This window comes from Cupriavidus oxalaticus (genome assembly GCF_038900635.1).
Classification (GTDB): Bacteria; Pseudomonadota; Gammaproteobacteria; order Burkholderiales; family Burkholderiaceae; genus Cupriavidus; species Cupriavidus oxalaticus_B.
The window spans coordinates 1-21,494 of sequence record NZ_JAYMRX010000038.1; the positions used below are offsets into that span (position 1 = coordinate 1).

The 21,494-nt window shown below is 55.4% G+C and carries 19 protein-coding genes and 1 pseudogene; 5 read left to right on the plus strand and 15 right to left on the minus strand.

Annotated features, from left to right (window positions below; translation table 11 throughout):
• Positions 1 to 636: 636 nt before the first annotated feature.
• The 4 genes from VSR71_RS32950 to VSR71_RS32965 all read right to left on the minus strand — a co-directional run bounded on the left by VSR71_RS32950 (position 637) and on the right by VSR71_RS32965 (position 3,633).
• Positions 637 to 966 (minus strand): hypothetical protein, encoded by a 330-nt coding sequence (locus VSR71_RS32950; RefSeq protein WP_115683783.1) that lies wholly within the window; start codon positions 964 to 966, stop codon positions 637 to 639.
• A gap of 810 nt (positions 967 to 1,776) precedes the next feature.
• A complete protein-coding gene (locus VSR71_RS32955; RefSeq protein ID WP_115683784.1) occupies positions 1,777 to 2,730 on the minus strand; it encodes an aldose epimerase in 954 nt (317 codons plus the stop codon).
• A gap of 114 nt (positions 2,731 to 2,844) precedes the next feature.
• The gene (locus VSR71_RS32960) at positions 2,845 to 2,976 is read right to left on the minus strand and encodes a hypothetical protein (RefSeq protein WP_269462457.1); all 132 of its coding nucleotides are present in this window, start codon (positions 2,974 to 2,976) and stop codon (positions 2,845 to 2,847) included.
• A 381-nt stretch (positions 2,977 to 3,357) separates the two neighbouring features.
• A complete protein-coding gene (locus tag VSR71_RS32965) occupies positions 3,358 to 3,633 on the minus strand; it encodes a hypothetical protein (RefSeq protein WP_147298455.1) in 276 nt (91 codons plus the stop codon).
• Positions 3,634 to 4,415: 782 nt separating this feature from the next.
• Between VSR71_RS32965 and VSR71_RS32970 the strand changes: the two genes are divergently transcribed.
• On the plus strand, positions 4,416 to 4,718 hold the full coding sequence (locus VSR71_RS32970) for a hypothetical protein (RefSeq protein WP_116330160.1): 303 nt from the start codon (positions 4,416 to 4,418) through the stop codon (positions 4,716 to 4,718).
• A gap of 1,766 nt (positions 4,719 to 6,484) precedes the next feature.
• Positions 6,485 to 7,117, plus strand: coding sequence for a response regulator (locus tag VSR71_RS32975; protein ID WP_115683786.1), 633 nt, complete (start codon positions 6,485 to 6,487; stop codon positions 7,115 to 7,117).
• A 40-nt stretch (positions 7,118 to 7,157) separates the two neighbouring features.
• Here VSR71_RS32975 and VSR71_RS32980 read toward each other — a convergent pair whose 3' ends face one another.
• The 7 genes and pseudogenes from VSR71_RS32980 to VSR71_RS33010 all read right to left on the minus strand — a co-directional run bounded on the left by VSR71_RS32980 (position 7,158) and on the right by VSR71_RS33010 (position 14,588).
• Complete coding sequence (locus tag VSR71_RS32980; RefSeq protein WP_342917753.1) at positions 7,158 to 8,984, minus strand: histidine kinase; 1,827 nt, start codon at positions 8,982 to 8,984, stop codon at positions 7,158 to 7,160.
• Positions 8,984 to 10,042: an ABC transporter substrate-binding protein gene (locus VSR71_RS32985; RefSeq protein ID WP_231942334.1), complete on the minus strand. Its 1,059-nt coding sequence runs from the start codon at positions 10,040 to 10,042 to the stop codon at positions 8,984 to 8,986. The genes VSR71_RS32980 and VSR71_RS32985 overlap by 1 nt, the downstream gene beginning before the upstream one ends.
• A gap of 901 nt (positions 10,043 to 10,943) precedes the next feature.
• Positions 10,944 to 11,211 (minus strand): annotated as a pseudogene (locus tag VSR71_RS32990) (transposase); the annotation flags it as partial.
• Positions 11,212 to 12,106: 895 nt separating this feature from the next.
• Positions 12,107 to 12,364, minus strand: coding sequence for an FmdB family zinc ribbon protein (locus tag VSR71_RS32995; protein WP_373424463.1), 258 nt, complete (start codon positions 12,362 to 12,364; stop codon positions 12,107 to 12,109).
• Positions 12,361 to 12,909, minus strand: a complete 549-nt coding sequence (locus VSR71_RS33000) for an ankyrin repeat domain-containing protein (protein ID WP_306437260.1) — start codon at positions 12,907 to 12,909, stop codon at positions 12,361 to 12,363. Before VSR71_RS33000 ends, VSR71_RS32995 begins: the two co-directional genes overlap by 4 nt.
• Before the next feature lie 70 nt (positions 12,910 to 12,979).
• Positions 12,980 to 13,588: a hypothetical protein gene (locus tag VSR71_RS33005; protein WP_115683790.1), complete on the minus strand. Its 609-nt coding sequence runs from the start codon at positions 13,586 to 13,588 to the stop codon at positions 12,980 to 12,982.
• Between the two features lie 493 nt (positions 13,589 to 14,081).
• The gene (locus tag VSR71_RS33010; protein ID WP_269462464.1) at positions 14,082 to 14,588 is read right to left on the minus strand and encodes an Lrp/AsnC family transcriptional regulator; all 507 of its coding nucleotides are present in this window, start codon (positions 14,586 to 14,588) and stop codon (positions 14,082 to 14,084) included.
• Between the two features lie 199 nt (positions 14,589 to 14,787).
• Here VSR71_RS33010 and VSR71_RS33015 point away from each other — a divergent pair, with 199 nt between their 5' ends.
• Positions 14,788 to 15,804 carry a 1-aminocyclopropane-1-carboxylate deaminase gene (locus tag VSR71_RS33015; RefSeq protein ID WP_115683791.1) on the plus strand — a complete coding sequence of 339 codons (1,017 nt, stop codon included), beginning with the start codon at positions 14,788 to 14,790 and terminating at the stop codon, positions 15,802 to 15,804.
• 263 nt (positions 15,805 to 16,067) lie between these two features.
• Here the strand turns inward: VSR71_RS33015 and VSR71_RS33020 are convergent, their stop codons facing one another.
• The gene (locus tag VSR71_RS33020; RefSeq protein ID WP_115683792.1) at positions 16,068 to 16,625 is read right to left on the minus strand and encodes a hemerythrin domain-containing protein; all 558 of its coding nucleotides are present in this window, start codon (positions 16,623 to 16,625) and stop codon (positions 16,068 to 16,070) included.
• Positions 16,626 to 16,788: 163 nt separating this feature from the next.
• Between VSR71_RS33020 and VSR71_RS33025 the strand changes: the two genes are divergently transcribed.
• Both VSR71_RS33025 and VSR71_RS33030 read left to right on the plus strand, forming a co-directional pair.
• Positions 16,789 to 17,130, plus strand: coding sequence for a hypothetical protein (locus tag VSR71_RS33025; protein ID WP_147298458.1), 342 nt, complete (start codon positions 16,789 to 16,791; stop codon positions 17,128 to 17,130).
• A 475-nt stretch (positions 17,131 to 17,605) separates the two neighbouring features.
• Positions 17,606 to 18,295, plus strand: coding sequence for a helix-turn-helix domain-containing protein (locus VSR71_RS33030; protein WP_231942335.1), 690 nt, complete (start codon positions 17,606 to 17,608; stop codon positions 18,293 to 18,295).
• A gap of 75 nt (positions 18,296 to 18,370) precedes the next feature.
• Here VSR71_RS33030 and cysC read toward each other — a convergent pair whose 3' ends face one another.
• The 3 genes from cysC to nodS all read right to left on the minus strand — a co-directional run bounded on the left by cysC (position 18,371) and on the right by nodS (position 21,491).
• Positions 18,371 to 18,967, minus strand: a complete 597-nt coding sequence (gene cysC / locus VSR71_RS33035) for an adenylyl-sulfate kinase (RefSeq protein ID WP_231942336.1) — start codon at positions 18,965 to 18,967, stop codon at positions 18,371 to 18,373.
• Positions 18,968 to 19,131: 164 nt separating this feature from the next.
• Positions 19,132 to 20,853: a nodulation protein NodU gene (gene nodU, locus VSR71_RS33040; protein ID WP_115683794.1), complete on the minus strand. Its 1,722-nt coding sequence runs from the start codon at positions 20,851 to 20,853 to the stop codon at positions 19,132 to 19,134.
• Positions 20,854 to 20,867: 14 nt separating this feature from the next.
• A complete protein-coding gene (nodS, locus tag VSR71_RS33045) occupies positions 20,868 to 21,491 on the minus strand; it encodes a nodulation methyltransferase NodS (RefSeq protein WP_115683795.1) in 624 nt (207 codons plus the stop codon).
• Positions 21,492 to 21,494 lie beyond the last annotated feature (3 nt).

Here is a 21,494-nt window from a genome sequence, read left to right on the forward strand (position 1 = left end):
GCCTTTGCGACTGCCGGCGACTGGTACTTCCTGTGACTTTGACAAAGTAGTTCCCATCACTATTTGGTGGGAACTACTTTGGCTCCACTCTACTGAAGGGTACAGACGGTGCTGGCGACTCGCTTACGACACTCCGCACGCAGGGCACTGCGTGGATCGGACAGTCCTGCAGCCAGCGCAGCGCAAACAGGTCGGAGTGATATCCTGCCGCCAGGCAGAGGGGGCAGACTTTGGCGTCGGCGCCGAAGAGGGCGGGCCGCAGGCAAGCCCGCGCTTCTTCGAGCGTTGACCATTTGGAATTTCTCCGATGATTCGCCCACTAACGCCGCCAGTCGCTCCCTATCAATCCCGTAGGCGGGCCGGTGTCGGCCGTGGTGATCCCAGTCCGCCGCCATGAGCGCAAGCTGGCGTGGCCAAAGCCCATTGAGTGCGCAGGCCCGATGCAGTGTGTGGCTCAAGGACGCATAGGGCAGGATGCTGTCGCGATGCCAGGTTAAACGCGGTGGTTCCATCACATCTGCATCGCGCTGCGTTCATTGCGCCGTCGCGCCGCAGTGGCCGACACCATCGCCATCAAGATGCGATGACCGGCATGCCTTGACGAACTGCCGCCACGCATTCAGTGACGTCGCTTCCTCAACGCCCGCGCCCGCGGCCAAGCGCAGCAGCACGTGGCGGCAGACATGGCTCACCGTCTTCATCGGGAAATTGATTGGCCAGGCAATAACCCACCGGCAGGCAATCGGTCATGGCATGCATCAGCGCGGTCGCGCTGTCCGCAAGCCGGAATCCCTGTGCACAAGGCACCGGCGCCAGGCTTGCCGTGAACCACAGGCCAGAGCCCGTCGGCCACTCGCTGCCGAGCCACAACCATTCTTGCTGCGACATCCCCTGGGCTTCGTCGATGACGAGGATCAGAAAGCGCCCGCCACCTTGGCTGGCCAGCTCGATCCAGCGTTCCAGCAACGTGTGGTGCCGCGCAAATGGGCTTCAGACCGCGGTGGCGAGGACATGGGATCTCGCCTGCAGCAACTCGGCATAGAATCGGCCGACTGATCGCGCGCCGCCCGAGTCGGTGTGGCTCCAGGCCCCCATCGGCACATGGCCGCCGTACTCGAGTCGACGGGCAAAGGTGAGTCGGGCCGGCTGACCTCCTGGAAGTCTGGGTGCTTGGCGACTTCCCGTTTTCCAGACTCAGTTCGGATGAACCACGGATACAACGTATTGAATCTTCACATGTAGCTCGCGGCCGGGCTGCTCCGCGAGCGCCCTAAGCTGAAGTCATGTGCTCGCCGCCGCGGCGGTACAGCACGGCCGAAGGTACTGGAATCACTGACGGGCCAAGCCCGCAAAAAGATCGATAAAGGAAAGGTCGCCGTCTCGCGAACGAGGGCCTGGGATCCGGAAACGACGAGCCGACCGCATTCGCAGCGCATCGTGAACCTACTGACAGGTCTATACGAACGCCATTCCCTGGGCAGATTCGGCGTGTCCCCGAGACTCCCCGCCTGGGACATCATGGGCACAACGCGCGGTTGATTATGTCCCATGTGGTTACTAACTTGGAGTCTTAAGCTGAAGTAGTATCCGACCACCGCGCGAGATCCGGCCGGTGATGAGCGGCGTTGAAAGTCACTGGCACGATTCCTATGATCGATAGAAGCGGCGTCGAAGTTTTCAAGCTAGCGACAGGCTGATGCGCTGGGAAAGCAACAGAATTAATGAAAACGGGCACACAAAGAACAATTTCCGGCAAAGCGACTTGGGGTACGTTTATCACGTCGGTGACACATCATCGTCTGAGCGAACTTTCGCCAACGCGGGGCCATCTGACGTCACGCGCAACCGGCACACCGCGCTTTCCGTCTGGCCGGGCTCGATCCAGCGCAGGCCGAGGCCGTGGTGGATGGCATCGGGCAGGCCTACCCACGGCTCCACGCAATAGAAGTCGGCGGTCTCAGTCTCGGACCAGGTGGTCACGGCATGCCATGGCGCGCAGCCGGGCTGGTCCAGTTCGAAGCGGATTTTGCGCCCAGGTATGGCCAGCGTGGCAGACGGGTTATCGCGGAAGGCGTGGAGGGCGTCCTGCAGCCGTGGGTCGTCGAGCCGGTATGTTGCCTCGCCCGGCTCCGCGCACATCGGGCTGCCATCCGACCGCTGGCGCAAGCGCTCCGTGCGCGGCAGTGCGAGCGATGCTGCGGCGCGCTGCGAGTGGGGCAAGGCGAAATAGAAGTGATGGCCGGGATAGCAGGGCAGGCGCTGCGTGCCGGTATTGGTGGTGCGCAGCGTGACTTCCAGGCCATCGGGCAGCAACGCGTAGACGGCATCAAAAGCGAAGGCGAATGGATAACCTGCGCGCGTTGCCCCGCTGTCGCGCAGCGTCATTGTGATGGACGCGCGAGCGTTGATGGCCTTGACCTCAAACGGAAGCTCGCGCGCAAAACCATGCAGCGCGAGCGGATGCACCTTCCCTTGCGAATCACGCCACTGCCCCGGATGGCCCTTGACAAAATGCCGGCCGGCAAACGGAAACAGCAGTGGGTTGCCGCCGAGGACCTTGGCAACGCGGCTCCAGTCGGCGGCGTCGGGCCAGTAAAGGATATCTTGCCCTCGGTGTACCCAGCGGACCAGGCGCCCACCATGTTGAGGTGCCAGCAGCAGATAGGAGTCGGCGTGGCCAATTCGCACCAGAGGGTGATCCTGGAAGTCTTCGGTTGGCAGGTTCTGCATGGTTGTGGTGATGGATGCGAAGGCCCCATGATAAGGCAGTTGCCGTCGGCACACTGCCCCCATTGCTGATTGAGCCCGCCATGCCTTGAGGAAGCGCGCAACGTAGTTTAAGTACTAGTCCAGCGTGTCGGGACTGGCCATGGCGTCGTGGCTGGCGATGCCCAGCGGCGCATAGCCCACAGCGGTCTTGGTCGGAACCACCACCTTCAGGTCCGACAGCGTGCTCAGCAAGCCGGGCGCTTGCAAGCGATCTCGCTGAACATGTGGTGACGACAACGCGCTGCGGGTGCGCGCAGGAAGCGTATAGTGCAGTGCGTCGTCCAGCAGAGCGCCATCCAGCAGAACACTCAGCGCACGTACGATTCCCGACTCAAGTAGTCCAGATCGAACATCATGCGTCCCGCACTTCTGACAAGTCTTCCACCACGCGGTGCAATTGATAGTGCCCGCGCGGCTGGGGTAGCCCTTGCCCTTTGGCGGATTGCCGCCGTAGAGCGCTGTGGTGCCCAGCAGCAGCCCCTGCCACCTCGGGACGATTTGATAATCAAGAATTGTCGAACGGCACCTGTTCGATCGCCGACTGAACGTCATGCGTCAGCATGTCCTGCTGGGCCGGATGCTAGTAACTTAGCTATCCGATTTTTCGCGTACCGCGTTGCACAGGTGCAGCCGCACGAAATCGGCGGCCGCTTCCTGTGGGCCTGCCAGTAGCCTGTCGATCAGCATCAGATGCTCGCGGCAGCGCCGTTCGGCCATCGAGCGGTCAAGACGACGCTGGCCTTCGAGGAATGAACACGTTGCCTGAGCAAGCAGCAATGGTCCGTGCAAGCGGCTATCGGCATCGAACAGAACGGCAGCCGTTGCCGTGTGCGCCCCCCATTGGTCAGCGCCTCCTGTCAGCATCGCCGGACAGCTTCTAGGTCGAGCTCGAGGGTGGGTTCAAGGATGCTAGCAAGCGATAGCGCTATCCCTGCTTGTACGTTTCGGCAGACGTGAGCACTGGCAGGAACATCCACCCGTGACCGGCCAGTCTCTCGACGACTCCTTCTGTGTGATGCGGCGCAGGATGGCACCCAGTTGGACGCGCGTGATGTCATACCTGCGCATCAACTCATTCTCCGTGAAGCGGTCCGGCAGTTTGCAGTTGAGCCGTACCTCCACAATCCTGAAATAGATCGCCTCGCAAACGTCGCCAAGTGCGGTGCCTCGCTCGCGTTCGTTTGCGGGACGAGCTGGGCCGCTTTCGGCAACCGCGTAGCCGCCGTTCGGATGAGCGGTGACCACTGCCTGACTCGCCAGCCGCCGCAGCGCTTCGCATACCGGCGAGTGCGACCCCCGGACGGCCGATGCAACAGTATGTCCGCACAAGGCGGCACTGTAAATCTGGGAAAGTGTTCGCCGTATCAGCTCCCGTGGAAGAGCTGATTGTCTATGAGCAGTGCATCGGCATGGATGGCGTTGTGCATGGTTCATGCCAGCATCTACGGTATTTGACAATACCTCGCTGCTAGATGTGTTGAGCCGGCTCGGCGACCGGAACGCGGCGTGATCGTGGTCGACCTAGAGGCGACCACGCCTGCACAGGCCATGCATGCCAATTGTGTGCGGGGAATCGGCCTGAACCTGGAGGTAAGCGGCCTGCGCAACCACGACTTCGCATTGACCCAAGTGAAACGCGCGAGCTGTTGGTCGGCGCGTTGGGATGGGTGGTGAAGGTCTTGCGGATCTCGCTTATCGCTGAATTGGCCACGGATGTCGCAGCGCTGAAGCTGCCGGTGGTGCTCGACCACTTTGCTGGCGGTCAAGGCACACAGGAAGAAAAGCAGAAGGGCGCGTTCGTAACCGCCGTTGAGCTGGGCTTTGACGACGTCACCGAGGACCCTCAGCCTCTTTACAGATCCCGCAATCGTCCCCCGAGTTTTACCAATGACCATCAAGACACCATCTGGGTGCCGTATTCTTCAGGCCGACCAACTGCCCAGCTATGACCGCGGGCAGGCCGACCCGGTCTTCGAATGCTCGTGCAGTGGCTGGCTGAAGATCGGGCCATGCCGAACTGCATCGCCTGGGCGCAAGCCCTCGACGCCACCGTGGACCAGGAGCTGGCGAATCCCGCCTCGCGGACGGTCGATCTAGGCGGCACGATGGGCTGCGCGAGCCTTCGGCTCGGCCGTCGGCCCAGAGCATTACAAAGCGGGTGCATGCTTTCAATTTGTGAGAGCAGCTGCGCGACATGGCGCTACTGCGCCTCCTGACATCAAGCAAAATATCCGGAGACTGCATGCACGCATTCAAGTCATTGCTGGCGGTGACGCGCGCCAGTGTGTCGATCGTGCCAGCGCCAACAGGGTTTATCCCTCGATGCCGCTCAGTATCCTCGTGCCGTTCGCACCGGGTGGTGGCCACGACAACGTGTCATGCAATATCAGCACGCGCCTCCCGAGAACACCAGGGCGCAACTCCAGATCGACAACCGCCCCGGTGCAGGCACCAATACTGGCAACAAGGCGGCGGGTGGTCCGTAGTCTGATCAACGTCGAGATGAACCACATCCCCTACAAGGGCAGTGGACCTGCATAACGGACCTGATTGGCGAACAGGTCCAGGTGATCTTCGATACGGCGGCATCCGCGTTGCCTCAGCTTAGAGGCAGAAAACTGCGGCCAGTTTTCGACTCTGCTACGCACCGGCCCGATGCCCTGTTGCGTTGCATATCGGCGATGGTGTGGGCCAGTGTGACCGCAGGCCGTTGTCCTGATCTTGTCCGCATTGCTCACCGCTTTCATTCACACTGCCAAAACCCGGGATAGAGGTGGCGACAGTGATCGCCAATATGCCGCCTGGAATGGCTGCCTTCGATGAAGAAATATTTGGCCCGTTTACTGCATCGCAGTCGCTAGGGACGATGCGGACGCGGTGCGCCTGGCAAATGCAAAGCCTTTTCGGCCTGTCGGTAAGCATCTGGTCGGGCACCAGCGCGCGCTATCCGTGGCTAAGGGCATCACCAGCGGTGCGGCTGCCATCACCGCATCCGACGAATCGTGCCGTCTCGGCGGTACGAAAAAGTCCGCTGCTTCTCGAGCATTCTGCAGCAGGTATCTGAGAATTTATCAGCGAGCACCTATCCGTGCTCTGTCCCGGCCTGAGCGCGCCTATAGCAATGCGGGCGACCTGCAATCTGATGTTGGTATGGATCTTGCTCCACTCACGCGGACTGCCGCTCGCTAAAAGCACGAAGAGACTGGCAACGCATTGGTATATCAATCGTCATACCGGCGGTGCACGACCGCCAAGGTGCTCCATGCGCGTGCCGTTTCTTCACATTTCGTTTCGTCGCTTGCGAAGCAAAACGATATTTTTTAGTCACTTGCTGTGCATGCAAAGACGACGTACCTGCGGAAAGAGCCGCGCTGGTCATGTAGACGGGAAGCTCCTTTCGCCCCGGGAGTACAGCGAAGCTGCCGTTAGACTTGCGCGCACTTACTGGTGATCAAAGCTTCCATCGGCGCTTTCTACAAGACGGCGCCCGAACGTAAGGCACGAATACGCCGCTAGAGTTCACCCCCGCGTAGCGAGGGGATGCCTCTATCGATGTCTCCCATATCCGAACACCAGGGATATGGCGTACCATGTTCCTTCCGTACCTAGCAACGGGTGTCGGTGTTGATAATAGGGTTTTGAAAGTCCAAGTATCGACAGTGATCCCAGTGCTGTTGCGGGCGCGTCAATTTATAGCCCCCAATCCCTGTCAAGCATGATTCGAGTTCTTATTGCTGAAGACCACGCGATCGTCCGCAGTGGTCTAAAGCAAATTGTGGCGACAACGACAGATATCGTCGTCTCAGGCGAGGCCGCGGATGGCGCCGCTGCGTTGGAGCAATTGCGCACCGGAGAATTCAATCTCCTGCTCTTGGACATGACTATGCCCGGTATCAGTGGCATCGACTTGATTCGGAGGGTTCGTCTCGAATGGCCGAGTCTCGTCATCCTAGTTCTCAGCATGCATAACGAAGCACAAGTCGCTTCAAGGGCCTTACGTGCTGGAGCATCCGGATATGTGACAAAGGATAGTGACCCGGAGATCCTCCTTGGGGCAATACGCAAGCTTGCCGCAGGGGGCAAGTTCATCGATCCGGCATTGGTTGACGCCATGGTGTTTCACCAGAGGGGCACTGACGCGCCAGCACATGAAGTGCTGTCTGATCGGGAATTCCAAGTGTTGCAGCGACTCGCCACAGGGCAAACCGTCAACGAGATCGCCGATTCACTATCGCTAAGCGCCAAGACGATCAGCACCCACAAGATGCGGCTGATGCAAAAGCTGGGTCTTCAGAACAATGCCGAGCTTATTCGCTATGCAATTCGACATGGATTCACGCAGGAATGAGGTCTCTAAGACTTCCTGGCGACTCAACTCGGATTCTCGATTAATGGGATTGAGGTTTTTCAAAGGTTTCCAGAAGTCGCAGTCTTATTAGGGTACCGCGATCTGGCTTGCTGTGAACTTCTAGCTGCGCGCGAATTAGGCGAGCGCGTTCCGCCATACCGTACAATCCATATGAATATCCGGCGCGAGCAGAAACAACGTTGAATCCCTGCCCGTTGTCCCTGATGATCACTTCGATACCGGCCTCTGTATTGGCAAGTGTGACATCGACTTGGGAAGCTTTGGCGTGGCGGGCTACATTGGTAAGTGATTCTTGAACGATACGAAAAATTGCCGTTGCACGAGGGTCGGGAAGATTTGGTTCAGGGTGAGTGGATTGGAATCGACACGGAATCTTGGTGTGGCGGCTAAAGTCTGCAGCGAGCCATTCCAATGCGGACGCGAGACCATAGTTCAATGCCGTGGGTCGCAGGTGACTGACCACATTTCGCACAATGCGAATGGTCTGTTCAATCAATTCGCGCATCTCTTCAGCCTTCTGCATCACGGCAGATCCCGTCGGCAATTGCATGCTTAATAAGGAGAGATCCATTTTGAGGGCTGTTAAAAGCTGCCCTAGTTCATCGTGGATTTCCATGGCTATGCACTTCCTTTCCTCCTCCCGAATCGCTTCCTGATGCGCATGCAATTGTTGGAGGCGCTCCCGGGATGCTAGCAATTCGAGTTCGGTCCATTTCCGCTCACTCACCTCTAACTCCAGCCTATCGCGCTGCAATTGCAAATCTTCCAAGGCATGCTTGCGGGCGGTCACATCGGTGAGCAATCCTTCGAGATAACGAAGGCTGCCATCGTTTCCCATTAGGCCGCGTGCATTCAATTGGACCCATATAGGTGTTCCATCAAGCCGACTCAACTGAAGTTCGAGGCCGCGAATTTCGCCATCGGCGTTCAAGGTCTTGAACAAAGTTGCAGTTAGGCTGAGAGAAAATGGGCTTTTTGGTCGACCATCGCTTTCTGCAGACACGGTCAAATCGTACGCGTTGTCATAGCCAAGCAGTTGAGCCATCGCGGGATTGGCTTCGGCAAGATTTCCAGCTTGATCGAGGAGGAATATACCCTCGACAGCATTCTCTACGATGCTACGATACTTTCTCTCGCTTTCTTGAAGAAGCAGTGTCGATGTCCGAAGCTGATCGGCCATGTAATTGATTCGCACGGCGAGACGCCCGAGCTCGTCGTCAGATTTCACCTCGCATCTCGCATCAAGGTCTCCACCGGCGATCTTATCGACCATCTTTTCGAGGCGATTGACGGGGCTGCGGACCATGCGCTTCAGCAGGAGGAAGCTAGCAGCGTAAAGCACTGCTAGCAGCGCTGCCATAATCGCAAAGATGGCCTGCCGGGCGCGGTTGATTGCCTCCTGAGCGACAGCCTTGGTTAGTACGACTCGAATTTCCCCGATTTTCTCTTTCGGTGCGTTTCCGGGTGGATCATATTCAATTGCTCGTATACGTACAACGCTTTCGCCCTCGTTTAAGTGACGGGAACCTTTTACAGTAGCTACCGTTCCGTAGCCTGCCGCGGTAACCGTAAACTCGGCAACTTCAGGGTTGGGTGCAAGCGCGGCGAGTTGGTTTTCGATTGCGCGCAGATCAACGTTCCATAAGGGCAGAGCAAGCGATTGGCTGAAAAGGTCAGCAATTCTTGTGGCCCGGTCTCCGACTGCGAGAAGTCGGCTGTTGCGCTCGTGCTCTACTAACATAGAAGCTGAAGTTCCCGCGACGGTGGCGACAAGCACGACAAGCGAAAGCATCAACTTGGTATGAAGATTTAGGGATCTCAGCGAAAACTTGGAAAGCACACGCATCAGAGGTTTCTGGTCGTGGTTTTGAAAAGATGCTTAAGATCGAAATCATAGGAGCCTTCCCGTTGATTTAAATGCTTTGAGTAGGGTCTAACGTCAAAGGCTTCGATTCGTCTAAAAACGACATCGGCAAAACGTCTGGCGTTCGTGCGCTCGATAATGCCAAGATAGTCGAGTTTGAGACGCGGACCCCCATGTTTTGCAAAATCCTTGCCCCAGTGATAATCGTATAGCAGTACCATTGCCCAAGCACCGATAAAATAATCGCCTGCTACGATGCCTGCAAGGCCGCCATCAATCACGCTTTCAAGCGCTTCTTTCAAAGCTCCCATGCCGCCTACCTGAACATGGGCGTTGTTCAGCTTGACGGCATCAAGCGCACCCAGTGCCATAGTGTCATTGGCGGCCCATATGACATTTGCCTCGGGGTACCGTGCCAGCAGTACGCGAGCCTTTTGGTGGCTATCGGCGCGACTCCAGTCACTAAAAACCAATTGGCAGATGCGCCCATTTGCCGTTTGATTCAAGAAGGCGGCGACCCCGGCAGCCCTTTCCAGGGAGACTGGTGTATTAGGATCCCCAGTGATTCCAATAACATTAACCTCTCGTCGACCGAGTCTTTGATATAAAAATTCCATCAGGCGAAATCCGCCCAACTCGGCGTTCGCCGTTAATGTGCCGATCCAGTTCGAAATTTTCTCCCGTTCATTGCCGACGTACTGGCGCTGTTCGGACGTCAGGTCGTTGTGAATAACCAATATTTTGGACGGTGAGTGAGCCAACACTTTAAGCATTTGTTGTGCGGCCATCTTCTCGTTGACAATGATTACGTAGTCCGGGGGAAAACTACGTCGAGCAACTTCCTCCGCCTGGCGCTGCATGAGTAAATGATCTCGCTCTGCGTACAGCACCTCCAGTTGCATATTAAACGTCATTGCGGCCATGCCCATAAAACTGGACACCAATTGCCAATGTTGACCGGTGCCACGTTCAGCGGATTCGCCTGGGTTGAGAAACACAACCTGGGGCCGCCGTTCGAATGCATGTGTCGAATGGGTCATGTTTATCAGCCCGGCATACGCTCCGGCGCGTAGCATCTCTCTGCGATTCATTTTCGAAATTTAGTTCTATCAAACCATCTAAATGCTATGGGGGCGGCAGCTCGAAACGTGCTCTGAAGTCGCCGGTAGATTCTATTACCGGATGGATTTCATTTCTATAGAGAGCGCACGGAAGAATAGTAGCGATGGTGTCGGCAACAGCCCAAAAAATCATACGAGTAGGGCGACAGCTTCACCAGGTCAAGCCCTAAGAGGCGCACTACATGTTGATGATAATTGCAGCTTAAGAATTATGCGGGATTTTCTACCCTTCGCTTTCCAGGCCTGAATTCCACGTGCCATATCCTGCACTTCCTCAAAGGGTTCGTCTACGGCAGCATGCATTCTATGACCAGGCGAACGATCGTAAGGCGGAGAAAACCCCATGCGTAACGCATGGCGGACCCGCTGCCAAAGTCGCGGGCCTTAAGAGGCCGATGTTCTTGGCAGCCAGGTGAACGGGCGGCTTAAGAGGAAAAAGTGCAACTTCTCCTCGGTAATTGCAACCAGATGTCCGAACTCTTCCAGAATGCGCGAGAAACGCTCGGCAGCACCATATAAGTCTGCTTGGTGAAGACCGCTTCGCAGGGCTTGACCATACAATTTTGACGGCAGCAACCCGCTATCGTTCACTCCTGGACTGTGCACCATGCGACAATACTGTCGCATTTTCTCCAGACTTAGTCTGAAAGCTGCTGGTGCGCCACTTCAAAGTATGTTGGCGCGGCAATGCCGATAGGTTGTATTCCGCTTAACACAGCAATTTTGAGCCCTGTGCCAACGAGGGAGGCAGTGTCGTGCGGCCGCGTTCGAAATCTGCCTAACACAACTATAAGAGGACTCACAGATCGCCTTTTAAGGTTCAACGAGGGATTCCGGGGAAGGCCGCGCGGATTGAGGAAGAGGTACTCCTCGTCGCGGTAGCTGTAGACACGGCGCTTGATGACCTTAATGGTGTTGTTGATGCCCTCGACCACGCTCGTGTTCAACGGCTGCCGGGCAGCGGGCAACGATGCCGTGCCGGTAGGCCTTCAGACGCTGGGCGAAGAGTTCGAGGGCAGGAATGCGACTCTGCCATGCCTGCGCTCCCGCTGCTCCGAGGCCTTCTGCACCCATCCCGGTCGGCGGTAGTGGCCGCTTGAGTCGTCCGAAAAGCAACCCAATGTCTGCAGCGCCTTGCGCTCCAGCATTCCCTCTCCCTGACAGCCATGTTTAGGACATCAGCTTACGGAATGTGGCAACTTAGGCCCACGGAATTCTTCGAAGAATCCATTTTAAGCGGTGGCATGGATTTCGCATTTGGGGGCCTTCACCAAGCTGGGGCCATCAAGAATGTCAGGCAGATGCAGTTTGAGCCCAAAGCATAAGGCGGGGTGTGTTGCCTTGTATGCAAGATCTTGCGGCCAACCTTGGCAGCGCAATGTCGGAAAATATCATATTGTGGGAATCAATACCATGCTACCTAACCTAACTGTTACGGCTACTGCCGCTGAATTCATGCGTTGTGTCGTGCGTTTTTCCGGCGTGCCACTTGGTGCTGGCTTTCGGCTGTGCGTTAGCGTTGGCGCGTGCTCTGAATATGATGCAGAATTCAGCGCTGAGGCTGAGCCACACGTAGGCGACGAAGAGATGGATATCAAAGGCGTTCGCCTTTTCTTGCCAGCGGAAAGCCGTCTTCTATTGGATGGCGTGACAATTGATTTTATCGACTCGCCGACTCGGACTGGCCTAACTTTCGCAAAGACTGATGTGCGGCCGAGCATCGCTGCTAGTGAAGGCGTAGGCGAGCTTGAGGTTGCGCGCATTGACGTACGCGCGATTGGCCGGCGGAACAGCTGACCGGCAATAACCGTGAGTAGAACAGCTAAAGCGCCGGTGGCCCGAGTGAGCGCGCTAGGTGAACCGCCGTTTAAATCCGTATATGAAGAGAAGACGGCCAAGAGCACGGTGGCGTGAGGATCGTTGCGTGGCTTCGCGAAAGTGAGCAGCCTCTCTTGCGTACGTGTCGCTCGTCCCCTCCTTCTTTCAGCTCCGGCGAAGGAGTTCCCGTTGTTCCTCCGCGGTGAAATTGCTGAAATGTCCTTCCTTTGCGGCCTGCCGACGTGCTGCTGCGACGAGCGACTTGCTACGCAGAGGAGGGGATGGCGCAGAGACTTGCCTAGTCAGTGTCACGCTGCCACATTGCGGGCACACGGGCTTTGCGCTTGCGCGTACGAGCGTTTCGTAGCGTAGACCGCATTGGCGGCAAACATAGTCGTAGAGCGGCATAGGCCTCTTCTTCATAGAAAATTAGTATCCAACGGAATGGCCTCTGTTCGATGGTCGATGCAATTCCGCATTACCCAATCAGTCATCATTTCCAGAGCGTTTCGCCCGTCGGGTGCAACGAGCCTTTCGTTTGCTCCTAGCGACATCAAAAATCTCATAACGTCAAGCTGGCCACTTGTAGCGGCCCGCATTAGACACGTGAGGTCATCTCCGTTTGTGTGATCGATATCGAGGCCGGCGTTGATTAACCTGAGGATGGTTTTGGGCGCACCGTTCAAACACGCGTACCAGAGCGCACTATTCTCTTCGTCGTCTAGCATGCCGACGGGTACACCCTCATAGAGCAAAGTCGCGACAATGTGGTCATTCCCCTCTAGCGCTGCCTCCATCAGCGGCGTAATTCCATTTACGCCAAATGAATCTGGGTCGGGGAAGCCATGGTTCGACAGCCATATCGCAAGGGGCGCATGCCTACGGTTTTTCCACGATCTTTCGATACATCGGGGGCTTTCAGTATCTATGATCTCGTACGGGGCAATCGTGTTCTCCAGTGACATCATTGCACTCCGGTTGTATCTCTGTATCACGTTAGACGAATTGTCACAGTTCAAGAGGCCGCAATGAAAAACGTCAGACTGGTCGATTTTCGTGTGGATTGCGCACCGGCCCCATCACTTTGATTCCTTCTTCATAGCTGATAATGTCAAAGGGCAACTCGAATCGGCAACCGGCGTCGGCTATAGCATCCAACTTTGCTGCCGTACTTTGCTTTTTCAGCTCATTTTTTTCCAAGTACAGAAGCTCCAGCATCTCGTTGTACACAGTCGACTCAATGATCGGCAGTACATAGAACATTGCTCCCCTGTACGGTACTTGGTATCGCTTAGTCAGATCGATATTGTCGCAGAAGAGGAAGTACTTCCCGCGCGCGTGCAAGGCGTCACCCAACACTTCGGCGACGTCTCTTAAGTGCTCGAAACTCAAGAGCCAGCCGCAAAAGAATGGCAGCTGCGGGTCACCCGCGTGGGCCACAGCCATCACCTGCTCGCAACACAGTTCGGGTGGCCGCGCCTCGTCGGCGAGCCGCGGGGCGAAGCGGAGCGCAAGTTCGCCCCGAAAACCAACGCGCCTTGGCTTCGTCGTTTGACCCTTGAAGACTGCATTGAGAAGACGCCCCTCGTGTTGGAGACGCGCGAACGGGGTGTCGTCGAGATCATCACGAACAGGTGTAGCGGTCATACATATTCCTCCTTTCAAGCAAAGGCGCCCCACACTAACCAAAAGGTTGCGTATGGAGCGACGCGACGGCTAAGACCTCCGCAATATCCGTACCAGTAAAAAAAATATGCTGAGACGGCATGCGGGCAAGCTTTCGAGCAGTAGCGAGGTGTCATTCGCGACAAAAGGACCAGAGGTTCGTCTTAAAGGTCACTGAAAAAGTACATGGCACTACACGCTCACGCCAAAATTGAGAAACCATTGATCCCGAGAAACGCGACGAAGCAACCGACTGAACTGGGCGGAACAACCGCTGTGCAGTGCCCGAAGAACGAAGGAAAGCGCTCAGTTACGGCAAGAGTGTTATGCGACGCGGGTTAGGCCTCCGAGCTTAGGCGCTGCTTGTGGCTAAGGGCGACGCCGCCCTGTCCCCGGAACCAAGCAGTACACGGCCGGCGTGGCTTTCTACAGCCGACCTGAAGAAACGCTGAAACTTTCTGTCAGTCCCTTCAAATCAAATCGGAATCCGGGTGCTCGTTAGCACTTCCTTGAGCGTCATGAAGGAACGGAGTTGCCGTACACCCGGCAGGTATAGAAGTTGCTCGGAATGCAGTCTGTTAAAGCTTTCGCTATCCCGAGTCCGGACCATCATGAAATAGTCGAACTCCCCAGCTACTACATGGCATTCCATGCAGCCTGTGACTTTTCTCGCGGCCGCCTCAAACTTCGCAAAGGACTCGGGAGTGGCACGTTCCAGGACCACGCCAATCAATACCAGCATGCCAGCCCTTAGCTTCACCGGATTCAGCAACGCCACGATGCCACGGATGAGGCCAGTCCTCTTAAGTCGTTCAACGCGCCGAGAGCACGCCGGCGGACTTAGATTGAGATGCGCTGCCAGCGCCAGGTTTGAGATTGATGCATCTTGCTGCATGGCTCTCAAGATGGCCTTGTCGATACCATCTAGTGTATCAACGCTTACCTTAGATTGGTCGGTTGTGTGAAATTTTGTTGTTCCCATAGGTTTCATACGAGAAAAATTGAAGTCAATTCTTTTTATGGTGCTCAAATTGGGTGAGCTTTGCAAGAGTGCCGCGTGCTTTCCATTTTTTGGAATGAAGTTCGTTTGAAAACATGAGAATGGGAAATGATCCAAGAGAGGCACGTGTCCCTTAATTATCCCCCACGAGTACAACTTACCATCACGCCGGAGCTCCGTCATGAAGATCGAACGCTTTCCCCGTTACCCATTGACATTTGGCCCAACCCCCATCCATCCTCTAAGGCGACTGAGCGAGCATCTCGGAGGAAAAGTCCGGCTTTACGCAAAGCGTGAGGACTGTAACAGTGGGCTAGCTTTTGGAGGAAACAAAACTCGAAAACTTGAATACTTGATTCCCGATGTGCTAGAGCAGGGTGCCGACACGCTGGTGTCGATTGGAGGCATACAGTCTAATCAGACAAGGCAAGTGGCGGCGGTAGCAGCACATCTTGGACTCAAGTGCGTTCTGGTCCAGGAGAACTGGGTTAACTACTCGGACGCGGTCTATGACCGCGTCGGGAATATCCAGATGTCGCGCATTATGGGAGCCGACGTACGCCTAGTTCGCGACGGTTTCGATATCGGAATACGAAAGAGCTGGAAGGAGGCAATAGAAAGTGTGCTTCATGATGGTGGAAAACCATATCCGATTCCCGCTGGCTGCTCTGAACATCCCCTGGGTGGCTTGGGTTTTGTCAGATTCGCCGAGGAAGTTCGGGAGCAAGAGGCGGAACTTGGCTTCCGCTTTGACTATATCCTGTTGTGCTCGGTTACAGGGAGCACCCAAGCCGGCATGGCAGTCGGTTTTGCAAATGAAGGACGCGCCAATCGCGTGATTGGCGTTGATGCTTCGGCAAGGCCCGAACATACTCGGGAGCAAATTCTGCGAATCGCGCGCCACACCGCACAGCTTGTCGACCTAGGTCGCGAGATTACTGATACCGACATCGTGCTCGAGACGCGTTACGGCGGACCGGAGTACGGGCTACCATCCGAAGGTACGCTCGAAGCAATCCGTTTATGCGCCAGGTACGAAGGCATAATGACTGATCCAGTGTATGAGGGTAAGTCTATGCACGCATTGATCCATATGGTCCGTGGTGGTGAATTTCCTGAAGGCTCAAGAGTGCTATACGTCCACCTAGGCGGCGCGCCTGGTCTAAGCGCGTACAGCTTCCTATTCCGAGATGGCTAAGGATTCCGCTCAGAAGCAGGAGGGTGATTGCGAATCGCGGGCTAGCGTGGATATGCGGACAACACGATCGCAAATGGTCGAGCAGCTTAGGGCCGAAACCGTGTCGGGACGTCTCCCGCATCGCACGGCGGCCAGTCTCTTAACGCTTCTCGGAGCTTCGGTCGTGGGGCGAAGGCGAAGCGCATTCGAGCAGCGCCAGTGAGGTCAAAGGTGTCAACCTCTATGCCGCTTGTGGCTGGGAAAAAGGGTCGCCCGCATCCGGCTCACCAATCCAACTGCTCCTCATCATGTATTTGCTTGCGCAACGTCGCGAAATGCTCCTGAAGACTTATCCCACATAACGGATGAACGCTCTCTGGAACGACGGCATCGACTTCGGCCCAATCCTCTGCAGTCAGCATCTCCACTGTTCGTGGCATGACTAGGTTTTCCTCGGAAGATAGATGATTGCGATAGTAAGCAAGATATATTGCCGCTTGTGCCACTAACACGTCTCTAGGCGTTATAACGTCCCATTCGGCGCCCTTGAAGTGGTCAAGTAGTTGAGCACTGGTTTCCGCGATCACTAGATGTTCCTGTAGAAGTCGATTCACTACAAGCTGTATATCGGGATATCGCTTCACCAGTAACGAAAAAGCAACATCTTCTCGAGGATGATGAATGCGATCGCCATAATCACACATGTACTCGACGATTTTGGCTATCAATCGATAATTGGGCTGTTTTCCCTCGAAAAAAGACCCGATTTGATTTTGAAGTAGGTCCAGTAAATGTGCGAAGTACAAATGATCGTTATGCCAAGTAGAAATAGCATTGTTCATGTTGGCTATCCAAGGATAGGGTTATTATTGGCATTCTAGGTTGAAATTTTTAGTTTTTATAGAAGGCCAACATCCATTGTCTCTAAAAATAAAAACCAATAATGATATGTGAGGCAGAATCCGTGCAATGTTTGCCGTGTCCATGCCATTGAGCGTTTGATATATGAAAAAGCTTCCCGCAAAGAGCGGTAGCGTTAGAGCAGCCAAGTTCTCCTCATACGTCATTCCTGCGCCCCATGACCGTGATCTCATCGTTGACTGGACGTACACCGCCACACAGCCCATCGGCTTCGTTTCCCATGAACGGAGCGATTCAGTTGTACAGATGCCTGCCATTCCGATATCGTTTGTGAGCTTCACGTGGGATATTGACCTATGGTATGAGCGGGCCCGTTTGAAGCCTGGATCAGGGGCGATATTCGTCAACGCAGGCTCTCAAGAAAAGACTCAAAAGCAATATATATGCCAATGGCATGGGCGCTTTGGGAAGGCGCAATGGAATTGAACACGGAATGTCATAGGTGCGACTGTTTTGTCATAAATCAAACAACGGGCAGGTGTTTGACAATTGCGAAAGGCAGAACAATTTCCGGCATGCTCCGACAGGTGGCATTGTGTGTGGAGCTCTCAACCCTACTGTAGGAATGGGCCGCTGTTTTGCTTTTCACGCTATTGCAAGCGGGACGGCGTGGTATATCTTCGACTAGGGCCGCGCTAGGGGCGGGTATCTGTCGCCCACTGCCAAAACTTAATCACAGGTAGTCTTGGGTGGCGTATACGCAAAACTCCTTTTTTGGTGTGAGGTGCGTTTGCGTCTTCGAGGCTAAACACTTTTAAGCCCGAAGGACTTGATATGGGCTCGGAGGTATGGTTCACCCACATAGGTAACAGAACAGTTCAAGCACATAGGTAACAGTTTTCTACCCTGCATGGGCGACTGCCACCGGGAGAAGCCCATGCCCTGGAGTGAGCTCACACCTATGGAACAACGACTGCTGTTTGTTATCGATCACCTGCAACGCAGGGATAGCGTGAGTGCGTTGTGCGAGCGCTATGGCATCAGCCGCAAGACCGGCTACAAGTGGATCGAGCGGTATGCGAACGAAGGCCTCAACGGGCTGAACGAACGCAGCCGCTGCCGGCATGACCAAGAGCGGATTGCCTATCCGATCCGCCAGGCGGTCCTGCAATTGCGCGGGCATGGCGGCACGGAGTTGGGGCCGAAGAAGATCCAGAAACGGCTGGCCGAGCGGTTTGGCGAGGCCGAGGTACCCTCTCGCACGACGATCTACAACATCCTCAAGGCCGCAGGTCGGATCGAGCCGCGGCACAAGCGCCGGCGGTTCTACAACGAAGAGCGGCCCCATGAGGCGCTGAGCCAGCGCACGCCGCACAGTTGCTACACATCCTCGAATCGGGAGTACCCAGCCCGGCTGCCGGAGATGAGCTATCCGAGCTACATGGAGACGCACCGGGTGAGCACCAACGGCTTGCTCAAACGTCGCAATGTGGTGATGTACGTCGGGCACCTACTGCATGGAGAGCTGGTTGGTCTTGAAGCGATCGAGGAAGGTCTCTGGCATGTTCACTTCGGTCCCATCGTGATTGGAGGAATAGATGAACGGAAACCTCACAAGAGATATCTAAGTCTCAAAGTGTTACCCATGTGAGTGAACTCGTTTGTTACCCATGTGGTTGTTCCGTACACGGATTCACACTATCAAACTCCAACCTTCTCAACATATTTAATGACGAGACAGCCATTCCAATACCATATTGGCTCCTTCATCGATAGACATGGTGCATGTGTCGATGAAGACATCGGGACTCGTTGGTTTTTCATATGGCGAATCTATGCCGGTGAAGTTTTGGATCGCCCCCCGTCTGGCAAGTCGATATAGTCCTTTAGGATCGCGAGCCTCCGCTACGGCCAACGGTGCGTGAACGTAAACTTCAGCAAAGACATGTTTCTTCGCGATCGACCTAGCAAGCTCTCGGTCGGAATGGAAGGGTGAGATAAGACATACAAGCACTACGATGCCGGCGTCGGCCATCAGTTTGGCAACTTCAGCCACGCGCCGAACATTTTCGCGTCGATCCTCCTTGTCAAAGCCAAGATCTTTGCAAAGGCCACGCCTGACTGAGTCACCATCGAGAATGTACGTGAGCCGGCCGCACGCATGCAGGGCTGCCTCAAGCCGGTCGGCAATTGCCGATTTCCCCGCTCCGGACAGGCCTGTGAACCAGAGGATGGACGGCGCCTGACCAAGCAGTTGCGCTCTCGATTCCGGACCGACTCCGAAGTCGTAGATGTAAAGGTAAGGAGTGCGAGCATCGCTCATCATATTTCGTATACGTGCGTGAAATTGGACTTCGCAAACAACACGGGCGCCCCGGGCTTGCAAACGCGTCCTGCCAAGTCTACGTGTAAATTGGGCGAAAGGTAGTTGAACGTCTAGCCCTAAAATGCAGAGCTACGTCGGGAGCGATGTCGCCACTATCGGGTCTATGCTCCTTTGGAACACATTACTGCTTCGTCCACATTCAATGTCGTGACGCTTCCTTCGGTTTTCCTCCAAAGAGTACCCTCGAACCAAACTTGATCCACGCGCCCCCATTCACAAGCGGAAGCAGCGTCGGGGAAAAATCCTCGGCCGTGGAAATTCGCGCTTGTGTTGCAGAGCAAAGGAATACCTGTTAGCTTCTCATATTCGATCAAAAGCTTTGCTACGGGATGTTCAGAACTTCTATGGATGGTTTGCAAACGAGCAGTACCGTCAAGATGCACGACCGCAGGGATCTTGTCGCGCCATTCCTTACGCGTTAGATGATCGAAGAGCATGTAGGGGTCTGGAGTACCAGGCTCAAAGATGGACATTGCCTTATCCTCAAGGCATATTGGCGCCACCGGTCGAAAATGCTCTCGATGCTTGACATCGTTCAGAAGACGTTTCATTGCAGCCGAAGTTGGGGCTGCCAAAATGCTTCTTCCGCCCAAAGCCCGAGGACCCAATTCGGCACGACCTGCAAGAAAAACGACAGGCTTGTTATCTGCAAGTATGCGGGCGAGTTCCGAAATCGTGCACGGAGACGCGGTCCATCCCGGAGGGACGACGCCGAGTTTTGCGGAAGGCCCGCTATACACTGACCATTCCAACGATATGAACCCCTGGTCTGCAGCCATCGCACAGCAAGCCGCACCTATTGCCGAGCCGCTGTCGTTGGGGAACGGAGGGACCCATATTGCAGCGAATAAGCCACTCTCACGTAATGCGCTATTCCATTTGATGTTTAGCCCACATCCACCAGCGATGCACAGGTTTTGGGGCACTTGTATTGAATGGCGCTGCAGTGCCATTCCGATTTCATGAACGAGAAGGCGCTCGAGAAAGACGTGAAAGGAGGCAAGCACATCCTGGTGAAGCTTCCCTTCAAGTCGGGGCACGCTAGCTTGGAAAAAATCACGGACGGGTTTTAACGAGCCTTCAGGTGCCCTAATATTCGCACGATAGCTGCGCGCCAACTCGCTGTCACCAGCGAAATACTCTTCGTAAAGACTGTGAAATTCAGCTACGGTATTTTCATCAACGGATCCGAGTCCAATATAAGCCATGAGCTTGCCTGCCACGCCGAGATCCCATTCTGCCCCGCCAAGTTTCTTATAGGGACCAAAGTAGTGACCCGCCGCCGCATAGATATGGCCAATTAGGGGGAAGAGGCAGTCCACGCGGCGCGCGCCATCACGCTGCACATGATAGAGCCTTGGGACGATGCCGCCATCCCAAACCAGACAAAGGGCGGGTTGCTCCTTTTGCGCAAACGGGCTGGTGCAGTATGCGGCGGCTACGTGCCCTGACACATGGGGAAAACTCTTGTACGGAAATGAACCTTCGCCGACCACCAAACCGTCGCCGTCAAGGGAGGCAAGGAGGTCATTGGCGTCGCTCTCAGCATACGGTGCGCCTTTTAGACTGATCGGAACAGATCCACTACGGACGTGGAATCTAGATTCCACGTCTCCGTCCCAGCCATCAATGACGAACTGGTCTATATCTACAGCATTCAGCCCATGTTCCGCCAGAACGAGGGCAATTTCCTCAAGGTTCTCGATTTCCTGATAGCGCTTATTGTTCTCTCGCTTTTCCTGCTCGATGCAAAGAACCAATTTCCCATCTTCCACCACGGCGATGGCCCCGTCGTGCGTTAGCTTGATCCCGCAGATCCGCATGCTATTTCCTCTTTCTAACTCGGTAAACGTGTGTGTTGTGATTCGTCCGGAAACTTGCGAAATCGCGCTAGCGAGCAACCCTCGGTGAGCGATTGTCCTTTGCATTCAAAGTGCTCAACTTCAGTCAACTCTTCTCTGAGCATAGCAAGCACAGTTTCTGCACCAGCAATGTGCCCCCATCTCCGGCAACTGTCGTCATGTGACGATCCGAATACCAGCTGTCCCGCGGGCACAAGCATTCCTGCGAGATTTCGGATCGTGGATTGCATGTCTGCAAGGTTATCCAAATAATAGAGAACCTCAGCTACCACGATTAGATCGAACTTGTCATGCGTCGAGAAATCTTTGACATCTGAAACGATCCAAGTAGTGTTCGCTGGCTCCTTCAGTCGTTCGCGAGCTCGAGCTATCGCTTGCGGAACAACGTCTATGACTGTGAGCCGGTGGCAGTGGTCCACAAGTTTCTCCGTGAATGCCCCAGCAGCACATCCCACTTCAAGCGCATTAGTGACTCGGCCCTGCGCGAGTGATAATCGAAGCATATGCCTGTGACGCTCGTGTTCGTAAGGATTAGTGTCGAGGCGCCAGGGGTCATCCGTATTCAATTCACGACGCAGCGATTCTAGGTTTGAAAGCATGGG